This is a genomic window from Mesorhizobium zhangyense (genome assembly GCF_011045115.1).
In the GTDB taxonomy this organism is placed as follows: Bacteria; Pseudomonadota; Alphaproteobacteria; order Rhizobiales; family Rhizobiaceae; genus Mesorhizobium_M; species Mesorhizobium_M zhangyense.
The window spans coordinates 629,538-647,589 of the sequence record NZ_JAAKZG010000002.1; the positions used below are offsets into that span (position 1 = coordinate 629,538).

Annotated in this window: 17 protein-coding genes; 8 read left to right on the plus strand and 9 right to left on the minus strand. The window is 61.8% G+C overall.

Annotation, left to right across the window (positions count from 1 at the left end):
- Positions 1–8: 8 nt before the first annotated feature.
- The 3 genes from radA to G6N74_RS06595 are packed head-to-tail and all read right to left on the minus strand — an operon-like array spanning position 9 to position 3,449.
- Entirely contained in the window at positions 9–1,409 is a 1,401-nt protein-coding gene (radA, locus tag G6N74_RS06585; RefSeq protein WP_165115528.1) for a DNA repair protein RadA, read from the minus strand.
- 3 nt (positions 1,410–1,412) lie between these two features.
- The gene (locus G6N74_RS06590; protein ID WP_165115530.1) at positions 1,413–1,955 is read right to left on the minus strand and encodes a DUF6584 family protein; all 543 of its coding nucleotides are present in this window, start codon (positions 1,953–1,955) and stop codon (positions 1,413–1,415) included.
- Between the two features lie 3 nt (positions 1,956–1,958).
- Complete coding sequence (locus G6N74_RS06595) at positions 1,959–3,449, minus strand: replicative DNA helicase (RefSeq protein ID WP_091912230.1); 1,491 nt, start codon at positions 3,447–3,449, stop codon at positions 1,959–1,961.
- A 290-nt stretch (positions 3,450–3,739) separates the two neighbouring features.
- On the opposite strand from G6N74_RS06595, the gene G6N74_RS06600 reads away from it, so the two are divergent.
- Together G6N74_RS06600 and G6N74_RS06605 are read left to right on the plus strand one after the other, a co-directional pair.
- Positions 3,740–4,324 carry a hypothetical protein gene (locus tag G6N74_RS06600; protein WP_165115532.1) on the plus strand — a complete coding sequence of 195 codons (585 nt, stop codon included), beginning with the start codon at positions 3,740–3,742 and terminating at the stop codon, positions 4,322–4,324.
- 86 nt (positions 4,325–4,410) lie between these two features.
- Positions 4,411–5,244, plus strand: coding sequence for an AraC family transcriptional regulator (locus G6N74_RS06605; RefSeq protein WP_165115534.1), 834 nt, complete (start codon positions 4,411–4,413; stop codon positions 5,242–5,244).
- Positions 5,245–5,253: 9 nt separating this feature from the next.
- Here the strand turns inward: G6N74_RS06605 and G6N74_RS06610 are convergent, their stop codons facing one another.
- The 5 genes from G6N74_RS06610 to rpsF form a co-directional block, all read right to left on the minus strand.
- Positions 5,254–5,577: a YnfA family protein gene (locus G6N74_RS06610; protein ID WP_165115536.1), complete on the minus strand. Its 324-nt coding sequence runs from the start codon at positions 5,575–5,577 to the stop codon at positions 5,254–5,256.
- Positions 5,578–5,775: 198 nt separating this feature from the next.
- Positions 5,776–7,071 (minus strand): cyclopropane fatty acid synthase, encoded by a 1,296-nt coding sequence (locus tag G6N74_RS06615; protein WP_165115538.1) that lies wholly within the window; start codon positions 7,069–7,071, stop codon positions 5,776–5,778.
- Positions 7,072–7,226: 155 nt separating this feature from the next.
- Entirely contained in the window at positions 7,227–7,799 is a 573-nt protein-coding gene (gene rplI / locus G6N74_RS06620; protein WP_165115540.1) for a 50S ribosomal protein L9, read from the minus strand.
- A 212-nt stretch (positions 7,800–8,011) separates the two neighbouring features.
- On the minus strand, positions 8,012–8,260 hold the full coding sequence (rpsR, locus tag G6N74_RS06625) for a 30S ribosomal protein S18 (protein ID WP_019170551.1): 249 nt from the start codon (positions 8,258–8,260) through the stop codon (positions 8,012–8,014).
- A complete protein-coding gene (gene rpsF / locus G6N74_RS06630) occupies positions 8,260–8,784 on the minus strand; it encodes a 30S ribosomal protein S6 (protein ID WP_091912218.1) in 525 nt (174 codons plus the stop codon). The genes rpsR and rpsF overlap by 1 nt, the downstream gene beginning before the upstream one ends.
- 452 nt (positions 8,785–9,236) lie before the next feature.
- Between rpsF and G6N74_RS06635 the strand changes: the two genes are divergently transcribed.
- Positions 9,237–10,892, plus strand: a complete 1,656-nt coding sequence (locus G6N74_RS06635) for a TadE/TadG family type IV pilus assembly protein (protein WP_165115542.1) — start codon at positions 9,237–9,239, stop codon at positions 10,890–10,892.
- Positions 10,893–10,964: 72 nt separating this feature from the next.
- Here the strand turns inward: G6N74_RS06635 and G6N74_RS06640 are convergent, their stop codons facing one another.
- Entirely contained in the window at positions 10,965–12,884 is a 1,920-nt protein-coding gene (locus G6N74_RS06640; protein ID WP_165115544.1) for an LTA synthase family protein, read from the minus strand.
- Between the two features lie 224 nt (positions 12,885–13,108).
- On the opposite strand from G6N74_RS06640, the gene fabD reads away from it, so the two are divergent.
- The 5 genes from fabD (at position 13,109) to mltG (ending at position 18,038) form a co-directional block, all read left to right on the plus strand.
- Positions 13,109–14,050, plus strand: a complete 942-nt coding sequence (gene fabD, locus G6N74_RS06645) for an ACP S-malonyltransferase (protein ID WP_165115546.1) — start codon at positions 13,109–13,111, stop codon at positions 14,048–14,050.
- 64 nt (positions 14,051–14,114) lie between these two features.
- On the plus strand, positions 14,115–14,852 hold the full coding sequence (fabG, locus tag G6N74_RS06650; protein ID WP_091912211.1) for a 3-oxoacyl-[acyl-carrier-protein] reductase: 738 nt from the start codon (positions 14,115–14,117) through the stop codon (positions 14,850–14,852).
- A gap of 338 nt (positions 14,853–15,190) precedes the next feature.
- Positions 15,191–15,427 (plus strand): acyl carrier protein, encoded by a 237-nt coding sequence (locus G6N74_RS06655; protein ID WP_019170544.1) that lies wholly within the window; start codon positions 15,191–15,193, stop codon positions 15,425–15,427.
- Positions 15,428–15,464: 37 nt separating this feature from the next.
- Positions 15,465–16,727 (plus strand): beta-ketoacyl-ACP synthase II, encoded by a 1,263-nt coding sequence (gene fabF, locus G6N74_RS06660; protein WP_165115548.1) that lies wholly within the window; start codon positions 15,465–15,467, stop codon positions 16,725–16,727.
- A 111-nt stretch (positions 16,728–16,838) separates the two neighbouring features.
- Positions 16,839–18,038, plus strand: coding sequence for an endolytic transglycosylase MltG (mltG, locus tag G6N74_RS06665; protein WP_165115550.1), 1,200 nt, complete (start codon positions 16,839–16,841; stop codon positions 18,036–18,038).
- Positions 18,039–18,052 lie beyond the last annotated feature (14 nt).

The following is an 18,052-nucleotide window of genomic DNA, read 5'->3' on the forward strand; positions in this document are numbered from 1 at the left end:
CGATCCGTTCAGTCGTCGTCAGTGTTCCGGCGAAGCGACCCCGCAATCCGCACCACGAGGTCCGTGAGCGTTGCGGGCTGGAAAGAGCCGGACCCGATTCCTCCGGATATTTCCTCGCTGCCCTTCGGCAGAACTGCCTGTCCAAAGCCCAGCTTTTCGGCTTCCTTAAGGCGCTGCTGCGCATGCGCAACTGGCCGTATGGCACCCGAAAGGCTGATTTCGCCGAAATAGACGCAATCGGCGGGAAGGGCAAGACCAGTGAGCGAGGAAACCAGAGCGGCGGCAACTGCAAGATCGGCCGCGGGCTCCGAAATGCGGTAGCCGCCAGCCACGTTGAGATAGACGTCGTGGGTGGCGAAGCGCACGCCGCAATGGGCTTCCAGCACGGCCAGAACCATGGCGAGGCGTGGTGAGTCCCAGCCGACGACGGCACGGCGCGGCGTGCCGAGCGGCGAGGGCGCGACCAGCGCCTGGATCTCGACAAGCACGGGCCGCGTGCCTTCCATGCCGGCAAAAACCGCAGCGCCCGGCGATTTCGCGTGTCTTTCGCCGAGAAAAAGCTCTGACGGATTGGCGACTTCGCGCAAACCCTTGTCGGACATTTCGAAGACGCCGATCTCGTCGGTCGGCCCGAAGCGGTTTTTTACCGTACGCAGGATGCGATAGTGGTGGCCGCCTTCGCCTTCGAAATAAAGCACGGCATCGACCATATGCTCGACGACGCGCGGGCCGGCGATCTGGCCTTCCTTGGTGACATGGCCGACGAGAACGACCGCGGCACCTGTGGATTTCGCATAGCGGATCATCGCCTGAGCCGACGAACGAACCTGCGTGACCGTGCCGGGAGCCGAATCGGCCATGTCGGTCCACAGCGTCTGGATCGAATCGAGGATGATCAGGTCGGGCCGCTTGCCGTCGGCGATGGTGGCGAGAATGTCCTCGACATTGGTCTCGGCCGCGAGTTCCACAGCCGTGTTGGCGACGCCGAGTCGCTGCGCACGCAGCCTGATCTGGGCAACCGCCTCTTCGCCCGAGACATAGACGATGCGGTGGCCGCGCGAGGCAAGCGCGGCTGCGGCTTGCGTGAGAAGCGTCGACTTACCGATGCCGGGATCGCCGCCGACCAGAATGGCCGAGCCGCGCACGAAGCCGCCGCCGAGCGCGCGGTCGAGTTCGCCGATGCCCGACGCGATGCGTGGCGCGTCCTCGATGTCGCCCGACAGCGTGGTGAGCGCCACGGCGCGGCCTTTTCGCGCGCTGCGCATCGAGGCCGGGCCGCTGCCGATGCCGCTGTTGGTGCCTTCCTCGATGAGCGTGTTCCACTCGCCGCAGGCATCGCATTTGCCGGCCCAGCGCGTGTGGACCGTGCCGCAATTCTGGCAGATGAACTGGGTGCGGGTTTTAGCCATGGTTCAGGAGCCTAGCGTTGCTGAGATGAGGAACCGCAGGATCACATACAGTCCCGCTAAAAAGACGGCCGCGATACCTAAGCCAATGACAATAAGAAAGAATTTGAGACGGGTCGGGCTTGTGGGAATTTGCCTTTCTGGATGCAGAGCGGTTTCACTCAAGGCAGCACGCACAGCTTCAGGGCATCCATGCTCAGCAAAATCCGAACTGGACAAGATCGATGACAGAACGTCGCGATGGCGACGTACCATCAAGGGCATTTCACTTATCAGTTGCTCGATATCCGCGTTCTTATGGCGGGAGAGGAAAAGCTCTATCGCATTTTTGTATTCGGGGTTCCGCTTCCCGGAAGCAAATAGATAGCGTCCAGCCTCGAGCCGATCGCCCATCAAAAGAAGGACATTGCCGTACTTTTCGAGCAACAGTTCGTCGAACAGTGGCTGCGTAAGCCTTCCCTGAAGCATCTCCTTTGCACGCCAAAGGCGACCGGATGACAGCTCCTCATCGACTTTCTGGAAGTCAACAGCGCCAGCGTCCGCCGACATACGCTACTCGAACCTCTCCGGCAGGTGGTGCTCCTCAGCAAGATCGGAGAAGCGTGTGAACTCGCCGGTGAAGGCGAGCGAGACGGTGCCGGTCGGGCCGTGACGCTGCTTGGCGATGATGACTTCCGCCTTGCCACGCACGTCGTTCATCTCGGTTTCCCACTTGATGTATTCCTCGGTGCCGGGCTTCGGCTCCTTGTTCTTGAGGTAATATTCCTCGCGGTAGACGAAGATCACGACGTCGGCGTCCTGTTCGATCGAGCCCGATTCGCGAAGGTCGGAGAGCTGCGGGCGTTTGTCGTCGCGGCTTTCGACCTGACGCGACAGCTGCGACAGCGCGATGATCGGCACGCTGAGTTCCTTGGCCAGTGCCTTCAGGCCCGTGGTGATCTCTGTGATTTCCTGCACGCGGTTCTGCGAGGCCTTGGCGGACGAACCCTGCATGAGCTGGATATAGTCGATGACGATGACGTCGAGGCCGCGCTGGCGCTTGAGCCGGCGGGCACGCGCGGCGAGCTGGGCGATGGAGATACCGCCGGTCGAATCGATGAAGAGCGGGATCTTCTGCATCATCTGCGAGCAGGCGACGAGCTTTTCGAAATCGTTCTCGGTGATTTCGCCGCGCCTGATCTTGGACGAGGGAATCTCGGTCTGCTCGGAAATAATACGCGTGGCAAGCTGTTCGGACGACATTTCGAGCGAGAAGAAGCCGATGACGCCGCCATTGGCCGCCTTGAACGAGCCGTCGGCCTGCTGCGCCGGCTCATAGGCGTGGGCGACGTTGAAGGCGATGTTGGTGACGAGCGAGGTCTTGCCCATGCCGGGGCGGCCGGCAAGCACGATAAGATCGGATGGCTGAAGGCCGCCCATGCGCTTGTCGAGATCGCGCAGGCCCGTGGCGACGCCGGACAGGTGGCCGTCGCGCATATAGGCGGCGTTGGCCATGTCGACGGCGGTCTTGACCGCATCGGTGAAGCTTTCGAAGCCGCCATCGTAGCGGCCGGTTTCGGCCAGTTCGAACAGGCGGCGCTCTGCGTCCTCGATCTGCTCCTGCGGGGCCATGTCGACGGGCGCGTCATAGGCGATGTTGACCATGTCCTCGCCGACCGTGATCAGCGCACGGCGCGTGGCGAGATCGTAGATGGCGCGGCCGTAGTCGGCGGCGTTGATGACGGTGACGGCTTCCGCCGCAAGGCGGGCGAGATAGTGGGCGACCGTCATGTCGCCGACCTTCTGGTCGGCCGGCACGAAGTTCCTGAGCGTGACCGGATTGGCCATCTTGCCCATGCGGATCATCTCGGCCGCAATCTCGAAAATCTTGCGGTGCAGGGGCTCGTAGAAATGCGAGGCCTTGAGGAAGTCCGAAACGCGGTAGAAGGCGTCGTTGTTGACGAGGATGGCGCCAAGCAGCGCCTGCTCGGCCTCAATATTGTTGGGCGCTTCGCGATAAAGCGGTGTTTCGGCCACGCCGAACTTTTGTGCTGCCTCTGCCATGACTTCCCCGATCTTGCCTGCTCCCTGCCGTATCAGATGCCGTTAGCGGGCGGTGAACAAATCCCGACTTATCCCGCTTGTGCCCGCGATTCACAGCGGGTCGGAAAAAACCCACTCCTGGCGAGAATCCGATTGACGCGAATCAGGCTGACATCATAGCGCAGTGTGACGGGAACAAAACAGGAATATCCCAGCTGTTTTGCACGATTGTCATTTAGATACGGCATTGGCTCGACAACGCGCTCATGCTGGTATGGCGCGGGACGATTTTTTGTCAGGGAACCGACACCATGAGAGCCGCTAGCACCGCATTTATCGCCGCCCTGTTGCTGGGCAGCGTAGCCGGATTTTCCTCAGTCATTGCCGAGACAGCGCCGACCAAGGATCAGGTTGCGCTGTTCGCGACGGTCAAGGGCGAGGGCAAGACCGGCATCGCCCGCAAGACCAAACCCGTAGACGCCCGAGCCGCCGTACCCGGCGAGGTGATCGTCACCGTCATCAAGGGCGAGGGCGTGGAGACGAAATCCAAGCCGGCGGAGGCGGGGGACTGGGTCGTGCGCAACCGCTGCCCGGAAACCGGCAATGAGGAAATACTGGTCAAGGCGGCCAAGTTTCCCACCCGCTACGGCGAAACGCAGTCCAAACCCGACGCGAAAGGCTATCGCGCTTTCTCGCCCAAAGGCTCGGACATGGGCTATTTCATCGTGCCGCAGGAAATGGGCGAATTCACCTTCACCGCGCCCTGGGGCGAGGCGATGGTCGCCAGGCCGGGCGATGCCATCGTGCAGGTGCCCGATGACGTCAGCGATACCTACAGGATCGCCGCAGCTTCCTTTGCGTGTACCTATGAGATCGTGACGCCGGCGAAGCCCTGAAGCGGCAAAACGCATTCCACCGCAAAAACGATCAAACGGGCGGTTTCGGAAACGGGCATATCGGGCCATTGCCTGAAGGGAGTGACATGGACCCGGTATCGAAAGCGATCTGGTTTGTCGAAAGCCACTTTGCCAAGGAGATTTCGCTCGACGATATCGCCCTTGTCGGTGGCGTCTCGCGTTTTCACCTGTCGCGGGCCTTCGTTGCCGCGACCGGCCAGTCGGTCATCCGCTATGTGCGCGGACGGCGGCTGAGCGAGGCGGCGAGGGCTTTGGCGGATGGTGCGCCCGACATTCTCGGCGTTGCGATCGATGCCGGCTATGGCTCCCACGAGGCATTCACCCGGGCGTTCCGCGACCAGTTCGGGCTGACGCCCGAGGCACTGCGCGCGCAACGCCATCTCGAAAACATCGAACTCGTGGAGCCGATCATCATGTCCGATCAACCGACCGTCAAACTGGAAGAACCCCGCTTCGTGGAGGGCAAGGCGATGCTGATCGCCGGGCTTGGCGAGCGTTACGACTACGACAGGACCAACAATCTCATCCCGGCGCTGTGGCAGCGCTTCAATGAATATGAAGGCAGCATTCCCGCCGCGGTGCCGAATGCCTGGTTTGGCCTGTGCTGCAATTTCGACGATACCAGCTTCGAATATGTCAGCGGCGTCGAGGTCACGGACTTTTCTGACATGCCGAAGGAGTTCAGGCGCGTTCGGCTGTCGCCGCAGAAATATGCGGTGTTCACCCATCGCGACCACATTTCGGCGATCCGCGGCACGATGCATACGATCTGGAGCAAATGGCTGCCGGAATCGCAATACAAGTCCGCTGATGCCCCGAATTTCGAGCGCTACGGCCCTGAATTCGACCCGCGCAGCGGAAATGGCGGGCTGGAGATTTGGGTGCCGATCAAGGAGTGACGAGGTAACTCATGCCCCGCGCGGCGCGAACAGGATGATCGAGGCGCCGGCGATGCACACCGCAGCGCCCGCGACGTCCCAGCGATCCGGGCGAACGCCTTCCGCCAGCCAGAGCCATGCCAGCGAGGCGGCGATGTAAATGCCGCCATAGGTGGCGTAGGCACGGCCGGCGGCTTGCGTGTCGACGAGCGTGAGCAGCCAGGCGAAGAGGATGAGAGACACCACGCCCGGCGCCAGCCAGAGTGGTGACTTCTCCAGTCGCCACCAAGCCCAGAAGGCAAAGCAGCCGGCGATTTCGCAGATTGCGGCGGCGATGAAGATTGGAATGCTCATATAAGGGGCTTCCGGCTGAGGTTGGCACTGCCCCTCACCCTTACCCTCTCCCCGTAAGGACGGGGAGAGGGGGCGTCAACGTTGGAGCTTCCCCCGTCACTATACGGGGGTCCGAAGGACGGGCGAGACCCGTGGCTCGCCCCGGTCGGTGCTGGCAGGTGGATGAGGGGCGGCGCGAACCCTGGAAGGAAAGCGCGATTACTCGCCCGCTTCGGGAATCCGCCGCGATCTCTGCGGCTTCTTCACGGTCTCGGCTTCCGGCTGGTGTGCAGCCTCGTGCATGGCGATCGCTTTCTCGCACTTGCCGATATAGTCGCGCGTCAGCGGCACGATGTCGTTGCGGCGGGTGAGCTGGATCTGGAACACCATCAGGTCCTGCCAGCGGAAGGCGGCTTCCGAGCCGGCGAGATAGAACTCCCACATGCGGCAGAAGCGCTCGTCGTAGATTTCCTTGGCCCGCTCGCGGTTGGCCATGAAGCGTTCGCGCCAGTTCTTCAGCGTGTCGGCATAGTGCAGGCGCAGGACTTCGACGTCCGAGACCATCAGGCCCGACTTTTCGATATGCGGCAGCACTTCCGACAACGCGGGGATGTAGCCGCCGGGGAAGATGTGCTTGCGGATGAAGGCATTGGTGGCCGAGGGCGGACCGCTGCGGCCGATCGAATGCAGCACCATGACGCCGTCGGGCTTCAGCAGCGTCGCGACCTTGTCGAAGAAGGTGCGGTAGTGGTTGACGCCGACATGCTCGAACATGCCGACCGAAACGATGCGGTCGAAACGCTCGGTCAGGTGGCGATAGTCGCGAAGCTCGAAATGGACGTGGTTTTCCAGCCCTTCTTCATGCGCGCGCTCGGTGGCGACCGCATGCTGCTCGGTCGACAGTGTCACGCCGAGAACGTCCGCATCGAAGGTGCGGGCGAGATAAAGGCCGAGGCCGCCCCAGCCGGAGCCGATATCGAGCACATTCTGGCCGGGCTTGATGCGCAGCTTGGCGGCGATATGCCTTTTCTTGGCGAGTTGGGCTTCCTCCAGCGTCATGTCCGGCCGCTCGAAATAGGCGCAGGAATACTGCATGTCGTCGTCGAGGAAGAGCTTGTAGAGCTCGCCCGAGAGATCGTAATGGCGCTGGACGTTGCGCCGGGAACGGCCGGTGCTGTTCAACTGGTAGAAGCGGCGGAAGGCATGGCGCAGGCCCTCGACGGCCTTCGTCCACGATGCCTCGATGCCGCCCGGACCCATATTCTGGAAAGCCACGCGCAACACGCCGAGAATGTCGCCTTCGACGACGTCCAGTTCGCCTTCCATGAAGGCTTCCGGCAGCGCCAGCATGGGGTCGAAGGCGATGGCGCGCTCGGCATGGCGCGTGTTGATGACGACATGGACGGGCTCGCCGCTGCCGTCGCCGAAAGTGTGGGTGGAGCCGTTCGGTCCGGTGACGGTGAGGTTACCGGTGCGAACGAGACGTTCAATTACACGTTGAAGCAGAATGTTCATGCCAAGGCACCCGATGCTGATTTCAATATGGGGTCGACATCATTCTGCGTCAAAGAGCCACGGCTGAAAATGTTCCAGCTTGTACAAAAAAGCCCGGGTTTTCACCCGGGCTTTGGTCCAGTTCACGAATGAACAATCCGCTTTTTAAAGCGTGATCAGGCTTCCTCGCCTTCTTCGTTCGGGTCGAAGAAGTTGTCGGGGCGGGCGTTCTCGTTGATGTCGTCGCCGTAGATGGCTTCGGCCGAATCCAGCTTCTCGCCGGCTGCCTGGCGCTCGGCTTCGTCGGCCGTGCGGGCGATGTTCAGCGTGATGGTGACTTCGACTTCCGGATGCAGCGCAATCGCCACATTGGTCAGGCCGATGGTCTTGATCGGCTGGTTGAGCTCGACCTGGTTGCGGTTGACCGAGAAGCCTTCGGCGGTGACGATGTCGGAGATGTCGCGGGTCGAGACCGAACCGTAGAGCTGGCCGGTTTCGCCGGCCGAACGCACGACGGTGAAGGTCTTACCGTCGAGGCGGTCTGCGATTTCCTGGGCTTCGGACTTGCGCTCGAGGTTGCGGGCTTCGAGCTGGGCGCGCTGGCCTTCGAACTTGTTCTTGTTGGTTTCGTTGGCGCGAAGCGCCTTGCCCTGCGGCAGCAGGAAGTTACGGGCAAAGCCGTCCTTGACCTTGACGGTGTCGCCCATCTGGCCGAGGCGGGAAATACGTTCGAGAAGAATGACTTGCATGGTTCTGATCCTTGTTCGGTTTCGGCTTTCGCCGGAAATGATCGGAACAGGTCAGGACGCAGAGAGGGCGTTGCCGCCGGTGTCGCTGTCCTGCCTGTCGCGGCAGTTAGAGATCGTTACCGATCCCAACTCGGGATTTTACGCAGCTCCTGATCCGCGCCCGTCGCGGAGGAGAGTGTGATGGGCGGCAAACCGCCCACCACGGAAAGCTATTACTTCACCACGTAGGGCAGCAGGCCGAGGAAACGGGCGCGCTTGATCGCCTTGGCGAGTTCGCGCTGCTTCTTCTGGCTGACGGCGGTGATGCGCGACGGCACGATCTTGCCGCGCTCGGAAATGTAGCGCTGCAGCAGACGCACGTCCTTGTAATCGATCTTCGGAGCGTTGGCGCCGGAGAACGGGCAGGTCTTGCGGCGGCGATGGAACGGGCGCCGGGTCGGGATCTGATTGATGTCGACCATTATTCTGCAGCTCCTGCCTCATCGCGCGGCCGGCGCGGAGCGCCGTCACGGTCACCAAAATTGCGCGGGCCACGATCGCCACCGCCATCGCGGTCGCCGAAGCTGCGCGGACCACGATCGCCGCGGTCACGGTCGCCGAAGCTGCGGTTCGGGCGGTCGCCACGATCGCCGAAGCCGCGGTCGCCACGCTCGGAGCGCTCTTCGCGCTTCTGCATCATGGCGGAGACGCCTTCTTCATGAGCCTCGACCTTGACGGTCAGGAAGCGCAGGACGTCTTCGGAAAGACCCATCTGGCGCTCCATCTCGTTGAGAGCGGCCGGCGGGCAGGTGAGATCCATAAGCGTGTAATACGCCTTGCGGTTCTTCTTGACGCGGTAGGTGAGGGACTTCAGTCCCCAGTTCTCGACCCGGCCAACGGACCCGCCATGCGAGGAGATGACACCCTTGTAGTGTTCCACAAGCGCGTCGACCTGCTGCTGCGAGAGGTCTTGCCGGGCAAGAAACACATGTTCGTATAGAGCCATTGTTCTTTGCCTTTCTTCGTTTCCCTGTCCGGTTCCCGGCGGCTAAAGCCTCTGCAACTTCTCTTTGACCTGCAAGAGCAGGGAAGAAAGGAGCATGACGAGACGGTCGAGAGCGGAGACACGGGAGGCGGGAGCACTTTTTGCTTCACACGGCGGCTTTCCTTGCGAAAAACCTCCGGCCCTCCGTTCAGCCCCCAGCTGGGACCGGCAGATTGCGGGCGTCTATACAGCATTCTGACCGGAAGGCAAGGGCGGGGCCTGATCGCCGGTCCGGCGCCGGCTTTCGGGCTCAAGGCATCGAACGTAGAAAATTGCGCGCGCTCTGCCAATGCATCCTTAACCACCGCGCGAAATTGCGGGCAAGGGTACCCCGAAAATCAACGATCTCTTCACCCTGTTCACTCAGAAATCACGGTAATTGGCCAACTTGGGCGATCCGGGGGTACACTTTTATGCTCGTCACGCGGTTCTGGCGCTCGACCAGCGGCAACTTCGCCATGATGTTCGCCGTGTCGCTGCCCGTCATGCTAACCGGCGTCGGCTTTGCGCTCGACGTCTCCAACCTGATGTCGGCCAAATCCAGCCTGCAGAACGCGCTCGATTCGGCCGTGCTCGCCGCTTCCCGGCTGGCCGACAAGTCGACATCGCGCGACGATCTTTTCGACGGTTATTTCAAGGCCAACACAAACGGCCAGGGCAGCCTCGTCAACCCGTCTGCTCATCTGACGGTGGAGCAGGGCGTCAACTACATCAAGACCACTGCGACGGCCACGGCGGAGGTCGCCCTTAATTTCAGCTTCGTCTTCGGCAAGAGCGGGCATCTCTCAGTCAAGGCCAGCGCCTATGAATCGACAGCAAAGCTGGAAGTGGCGATGGTGCTCGACAACACCGGTTCCATGGGCGACGCCAATATGAAGGCACTGCGCGACGGCGCGACGCAACTCGTCAACATTCTCAAGCAAGCCAAGACGGAAAAGCCGGAACGCGAAATCCGCGTGGCGCTGGTGCCGTTCGTGACGGCGGTGAACATCAACGGCGTCGGCTTCAAGGACGAGTGGATCGACAAGCGGACAATTGTTCCGAAGGACGACAAAAGCACCAACGGAAACAATTTTGCCACCTACGCTGACGGTAGGCGCTATGGTCACTGGGATCTTTTCGTCAACAAGCTGAAGGTGGAATGGAAAGGCTGCGTGGAAGCCCGCACTTCGAAGTTCAACGCGGATGGCACTCCAAACCTGACCACTGACGCGTTAAATCTGGACGACACGCCGCCGGCCAAGCTCGTCTATACCGCGGCCGATCAAACGGGTAACGTAAAACCCGAGACTGTGTTCGTGCCCTATTTCGCGCCTGACGAACCCGGCGCTGCAAAAGCTTCCCCCAACAGCGCCACTGCGTTCAACAACAGCTACCTCAGCGACGGCAATAAAGCGGCGACGAAGGTTCTGCAAAAAACGCAGCAAATGGCTGTGGCTAAATACTCCAACGTCAGCATCAGGAATACTGCGGTGATCAACACGGCAGCTCCGGCAACAACCGGACCGAACTATGCCTGTCCGACCCCGATCGCGCCGCTGACCACCGATCTGGAGAGCCTCAAGACCGACATCAGCAAGATGGTATACTGGTATGGCTCGGGAACGAACGTGTCCGAGGGATTGGCGTGGGGCTATCGCGTCCTGTCGCCGGGCGAGCCCTACGACCAGGGTGACGCTTTCAATTCGGACCAGACGTCCAAGGTCGTGGTCGTGTTCACTGATGGCGAGAACAACGTTTTCGGCGCATCGAGCGAACTGGCCAATCAGTCCGACTACGGCGCTTACGGATATTTCGACACCTACCGCATGGGCACGAGCAGCTCGACCAGGGCCACTGCCTTGACCAACGTCAACACCTGGACGGATGCCATGTGCACGCGCCTGAAGAACCAGGGCGTCAAGGTGTTCACCGTCGTTCTGGGTGCCGACACGGCTGCAAATCGCAAGCTCTACAGCGGCTGTGCCTCTACGCCGGCGAACTACTATCCGACCAAGGATGCCACCCAGCTCAAGGCGGCCTTCGACAACATCGCCTATGCGATTACGGACCTTTACGTTACGAACTGACGGTTTTTCTTCACGCAATTCCGGACGGAAAACCGCCACACACTTTTCCTGGAATCGCCGCCGCCGTAAGTCTCAGGTCGCAGGCACCGGCTTGCCCGTCGTTTCGGGGAAGAACTCCGGCGCGGCGTGGCGCTTGCCGAACATCATGTCGTATTGCAGCAGGCGATAGTCGCGGATCTCGGGATCGATCTCCTTGGCGCGCGACCAGTCCGGCAGGGCTTCGTCGTTCGGCGTCACCAGCATGTTGCGGTCGACAACGCGGAAATGCTCGCGCACGCCGCCGAGGAAGCCGGTGTAGTAGGGGTGGCTGATGCCGGCCGTTTTCAGCACATGCAGCGGCAGGAAGGCCGGACTTATCGAGCCGATGTTTTCCGCCGGCCCGGTGCGGTTCGACCAGATGACCAGCGGCGTCTCATGCTGCAGGCTCATCTCGGGCAGCGGCGCCTTGCGCGGTGCGACCTGGTCTTTCATGAACCCGGTCTCGATATAGACCGGCCCCAGCGGCGGCAGGTGGTCGCCGAAGAAGGCGATGACGGTCGGACGCTCGCGGTTCTTCGCCCATTCGATCAGCCGCGCCAGGCCCTTGTCGCCGTCGGAAGCACCTTCGGCATAGCTCAACACCGAATCGCGCGCCGTCTGGCTGACATTGCCCGAGACGGTGTGGCTGGTGTCCCAATAGCGGTTCGGCTCATAGGGTCCGTGATTCTGCAGCGTGACGGTGAAGATGAAGAACGGATCGCGCGTGGCATCGGCCTGGCGAATGATCTCCTCGGTCAATGCCTTGTCGGACACCAGCGGCCCGCGTGAAGTGAGCGGCGGCAGATTGTCGGCCGACAGGAAGGTGTCGAAACCGAACGCCTGATAGACGGGCGTGCGGTTCCAGAACCAGCCGCCGAAAGGATGGATTGCCTTGGTGGCGTAGCCTTCGCTCTTGAGGAAGGTGGCGAGCGAGGGAATCGGGCTGCGCACATATTGCTGGTAGGGAATGCTACCATACGGCAGGAAGGCGTTGGAAAAGCCCGTCAGCGCCTCGAACTCGACATTGGCGGTCATGCCGCCGAACTCCGGCGAGAAGATATGGCCGGATTCGAGCGAGCGCACATTGGCGATGGGGTCTGGCGTGATTTCGATGCCCGGTAGGCGGGTCGGATCCCAAAAGGATTCGTTCATCACGATGATAATGTCGGGCTTTTCAGCGGGCAGCACCGGGGCATCGGCCTCGGGCCGCGTGATTGCGGCGATGGCCTTGTCCGAATAGCCCGCCGGGGCCAGCACCTTTGCCATCGGCACGTTGAGCGCGAAGGCGATGGCGAAGCCGTTGCTGTTATAATTCTCCTTCTGGTCCCACATAATCGGGATGATCTGGAGACGGTCACGCGCCCAGGAGAAGGTCGCGTAGTCCATGATAGAGCCGAAGAACACCAGGGCCGGCAGCGCCAGGCCGAGGCGTGTGATGCGCGCGCGCCATGACAGTGCCGGTATGCGGCGGCGCCAGAACTTCCAGGCATAGACCAGCATGGCAATCGCCGCGATCGCCCCGACTGCCATGAAAACCGCCGACATCGGGCGCTGCCGCACCAGAAGCGGCGTCAATTCGACAATCTGGCGGGCATAGAGAAAGTCGGTCGGGTAAAGTGGATCGCCGAGATAGAGCGATTTCTGATGGCCTATGAAGGCCAGGAGCAGCGCCAGCGGCGCCACCAGCAGCAAAGCGTGATGCGCGCGCCCAAGCAGGGCGTCGAGAAACACCAGCACCAGCGCAAAGATCACGACGGTTGTCCAACCCGGCCGGAACGGCTGCTGGAAAAACAGCAATGTCTGCTCAAGCGAGCCGCGAACGATCAGTTCGACGGAAAATACCAGAAGTGCCGATATTATGACGGTAAGCGCCAGGGTTCGGGCAAGATGGAGCGCCTGCACGCGGCGTTTTGCACGGCCGCGGGCACTCTCACATACCGTATTCCCTTGTGCCACAGTAAGCCGATTGGACAACTCACGAACCTCGAACGCGAAACTAAACCGTCATCTCACTGTCATCGAACCGTCACAAAATCTAGCGTCTGTGTTCAAAATGGGAAGACCGCCGGTAAATTACTGTTGCGGATTTTCATGGAACGGCAGGTAGATAGCAGCCGCGCTTCATGATCTGTGGCCTTGACTCCGCCGGCTTTCCTGCGCCACAGGGCCTTTCCGACAAACAAATCCGGGAGCGGGACATGGCCGTTGCATTCACCTTTCCAGGCCAGGGCAGCCAGGCCGTGGGCATGGGCAAGGACCTGGCGGACGCCTTTCCCGAGGCCCGCGCGGTGTTCGACGAGGTCGATGACGCTCTCGGCCAGAAGCTTTCGCAGATCATGTGGGAAGGCCCCGAAGAGACGCTGACGCTGACCGCCAATGCGCAGCCGGCGCTGATGGCCGTGTCGATGGCCGCGATCCGGGCGCTGGAAGCGCGCGGTTTCTCGCTGAAAAACAAGGTCGCCTACGTCGCCGGCCACTCGCTTGGCGAATATTCGGCGCTTGCCGCTGCCGGCACCTTCTCGATTGGCGATGCTGCCCGGCTGCTGCGCATTCGTGGCAACGCCATGCAGGCCGCGGTGCCGGTGGGCGAGGGCGCGATGGCGGCAATCATCGGGCTTGAGCAGGCCGACGTGGAAGCAGCCTGCGCGGAAGCCGCGCAGAATTCGGTCTGCCAGATCGCCAACGACAATGGCGGCGGACAGCTGGTGATTTCGGGCGCCAAGGCCGCCGTCGAACTGGCGGCAAAGCTGTGCACCGAAAAGGGCGCCAAGCGCGCACTGATGCTTTCTGTCTCCGCCCCGTTCCATTCGGCCCTGATGGGCCCGGCGGCCGACGCCATGCGGGAAGCGCTGGCCGGTGTGACGAAGAACGTGCCTTCGGTTCCGGTCGTAGCCAACGTCGTCGTCCGGCCGCTGAGCGACCCGGACGAGATCGCCGCCCGTCTCGTCGAGCAGGTGACCGGCCGCGTGCGCTGGCGCGAAACGGTGGAATGGTTCGGCGCAAATGGCGTGACCACGCTTTATGAAGTTGGCGCAGGCAAGGTGCTTTCCGGCCTCGCACGGCGTATCAACAAGGAAATCGCTACCGCAGCCGTCAACAACCCGGCCGATGTCGATGCCGCCATTGCGGCGCTGGCCTAGTTCAAGAAACTCGACCTCTCCCTTACCAAGGGAGTGCTCTACCACCACGAAGGGGAGTCAAAAAATGTTCGATCTGACCGGCCGCAAGGCACTCGTCACCGGGGCTACCGGCGGCATTGGCGAGGCAGTCGCCCGCGCGCTGCATGCGCAGGGCGCGACCGTCGGTCTGCACGGCACGCGCGTTGAAAAGCTGGAAGCTCTGGCTGCCGAGCTTGGCGACCGCGTAAAACTGTTTCCGGCGAACCTGTCGGACCGCGACGAGGTCAAGGCGCTCGGCCAGAAGGCCGAAGCCGATCTCGAAGGCGTCGATATCCTCGTCAACAATGCCGGCATCACCAAGGACGGCCTGTTCGTGCGCATGTCGGACGCCGATTGGGATGCCGTCATCGAGGTCAACCTGACCGCGGTGTTCCGCCTTACGCGCGAACTGACCCATCCGATGATGCGCCGCCGCAACGGCCGCATCATCAATATCAGCTCGGTTGTCGGCGTCACCGGCAATCCCGGCCAGGCCAATTACTGTGCCTCCAAGGCCGGCATGATCGGTTTTTCGAAGTCGCTGGCGCAGGAGATCGCCACCCGTAACGTCACCGTCAACTGCGTCGCTCCAGGCTTCATCGAATCAGCCATGACCGAAAAGCTGAACGATAAGCAGAAGGAGGCGATCATGGCCGCCATCCCGACCCGGCGCATGGGAACGGGCGCGGAAGTCGCCTCGGCGGTGGTCTATCTGGCGTCCAATGAAGCCGCCTACATCACCGGCCAGACGATTCATGTGAACGGCGGCATGGCCATGATCTGACGAACCTTGTTGATAATTCTACCCTGCCGGTCATCTGACGCGGTTTTCTGCGCTTCCGGTGCTCACATACTTTATGTACGCTCCGCTCCGGTTCTCGAAAGCCACGCCACCTGACTCGGCAGGGCGAATTCTTAACAAGGTTCACGTTGCGCCGAGGCTTATAAAGCCGTTTTCGCATTGGACGCGGGCTTCTTTTCGTGTAATGCGGCCATCGACGCAGCGATTTCGGCAAACTTCCGGCCGGCGCAGCTACGTTCCCGAAGGGGAACATCTTTCAACTTGATTAGCGGCAGTCGTGCCGTTAACGAAGACGAACAACAAGAGACGAGGATGCCCAAATGAGTGACACCGCAGAGCGCGTCAAGAAGATCGTTGTCGAACATCTCGGCGTCGAGGCCGACAAGGTAACGGAAGCCGCCAGCTTCATCGATGATCTCGGCGCGGACAGCCTTGATACGGTCGAACTCGTCATGGCCTTCGAAGAAGAATTCGGCGTTGAAATTCCTGACGACGCAGCCGAGACGATTTTGACCGTCGGCGACGCCGTCAAGTACATCGACAAGGCCTCGGCCTGACGCTCAGTCCAGCAGTCAGCTTTCCGAGAGTATCGCTATGAGGCGTGTCGTCGTCACCGGCATGGGACTGCTTTCGCCTTTTGGCGTTGGCGTGGAACATGGATGGAAACAAATCCTGAGCGGCAAGAGCGCCGCCAGGAAAGTCACGGAATTTGATGTCGAGGATCTTGCCTGCAAGATCGCGCATGTGATTCCGCGTGGCGACGGCAGTGACGCCACCTTCAGCCCGGAGGCCTATCTGGAGCCGAAGGAACTGCGCAAGATCGGCGACTTCATCCTTTACGGGATTGCGGCCGCCGACGAAGCGCTCAAGGATTCCGGCTGGGAACCCAAGACCCCCGAGGAACAGCACGCCACCGGCGTGATGATCGGTTCCGGCATCGGCGGCATCGAGGGCATCGCGGAAAATGCGCTCATTCTCAAGGAGCGCGGCCCGCGCCGCATCAGCCCCTTCTTCATTCCCGGACAGATTATCAACCTGGTCTCCGGCCAGGTCTCCATCCGGCACGGGCTGAAGGGCCCGAATCATGCCGTGGTGACCGCATGCTCGACGGGCGCGCATGCAATCGGCGATGCAGCCCGGCTGATCATCTTCGGCGATGCCGACGTCATGCTTGCCGGCGGTGCGGAAGCACCCGTGACACGCCTTTCGCTGGCCGGTTTCGCCGCCTGCAAGGCGCTTTCCACCGATCGCAACGACACGCCCGAACAGGCTTCGCGCCCCTATGACCGAGACCGCGACGGTTTCGTCATGGGCGAAGGCGCCGGTGTCGTCGTGCTCGAGGAGCTTGAGCACGCCAAGGCGCGTGGCGCCAAGATTTATGCCGAGGTGACGGGCTACGGCCTGACCGGCGATGCCTACCACATCACGGCCCCGGCCGAGGATGGCGATGGCGCGTTCCGCTGCATGACTGCCGCGCTCAAGCGTGCGAACCTGCAGCCGGCGGATGTGGACTACATCAACGCCCACGGCACATCGACCATGGCCGACACGATCGAGCTTGGCGCGGTCGAGCGGCTGGTCGGCAATGCTGCATCGAAGATTTCGATGTCGTCGACGAAGTCGGCGATCGGCCATCTCCTGGGTGCTGCCGGCGCTGCCGAGGCGATCTTCTCGGTGCTTGCCATTCGCGACAACATCGCGCCGCCGACGATCAATCTCGACAATCCCGAGCGCGAAACGGCAATCGACCTCGTGCCGAACAAGGCGCGCAAGCGCCAGATCGATGTTGCGCTATCCAATTCCTTTGGTTTCGGCGGAACGAATGCGTCGCTGGTTTTCCAGCGCTATAACGGCTGAAGGCGGCCAATAGGGCCGTTTCGCCGTGAATTTTGACATATTCGTGCCTAGGGTCTGCCTTCGACCCTTATCTCGGTGGGGATTCGTCTGATTGCAAAGTGTTGAGGCGCCATGAACACCAATCCTTCCGACGCCGAATTCGGCCGGCGTCCCGAGCCGCCTAAACCGATCGTTCCGAAGAGCGCCAGCGAAGCACTGCGCCCGGAACAGGGCACGCCGCCGCCGAAACGCACGCGCTCGCGCGCCTCGCGCAATCAGTTCGTTGTTTTCCTCAACTTCATGCTTTCGCTGGTGATTCTGGCGGTGCTGGCTGCGGGTGCTGCTGTATTTTTCGGCAAGCGCGAATTTGAAGGGCCCGGCCCGACCACCACGGCGCAGACCTTTCTGGTCAAGCCCGGCACTGGTGTCCAGGACATAGCCGACCAGCTCGAGCGTCGCGGCCTGATCAGCGACGCACGCATCTTCCGCCTTGGCGTGCGCGCCTATGGCAACGACATGGCGCTGAAGACCGGCGAATACGAGGTCAAGGCGGGCGCTTCCATGCATGAGGTGATGGAACTGCTCAAGAGCGGCAAGTCGGTGATGTATTCGCTGACGATCCCCGAAGGCCTGACCGTCGAGCAGGCGTTCCAGCGCATCGCCGAACAGGACGCACTGACCGGCGACATGCCGGCGACCCTGCCGCCGGAAGGCAGCCTGGCCACCGACACGCAGCGCTTTACGCGCGGCACCACGCGCCAGCAGATCATCGACAAGATGCTCGCCCACCAGAAGCAGCTCGTGGAAGATATCTGGCAGCGCCGCTCGCCTGACCTGCCGCTGGCCGACGTCAACGAGTTCGTCACGCTGGCCTCCATCGTCGAGAAGGAGACGGGCCGCAACGACGAGCGTTCGCGCGTTGCATCGGTCTTCATCAACCGGCTGGAAAAGAAAATGCGGCTCCAGTCCGACCCGACGATCCTGTACGGTCTGTTCGGCGGTAAGGGCCGGCCTTCCGATCGGCCGATCTACCAGTCCGACATCCAGAAGCCGACGCCCTACAACACCTACGTCATCAACGGCCTGCCGCCGACGCCGATCGCCAATCCGGGCAAGGCTTCGCTGGAGGCTGTCGCCAATCCGTCCAAGACCGAAGACCTCTACTTCGTTGCCGACGGTACCGGCGGGCATGTCTTTGCCAAGTCGCTGGACGAGCACAACGACAATGTGGCGCGGTGGCGCGCCGTACAGAAGAAGCAGGCCGAAGAAGCCGCCAAAGCCGGGGAAACGCAAGGAACGACAGAGGGCGCGCCGGCACCTGCGGCGCAATAGGCACCAGCTGTTTC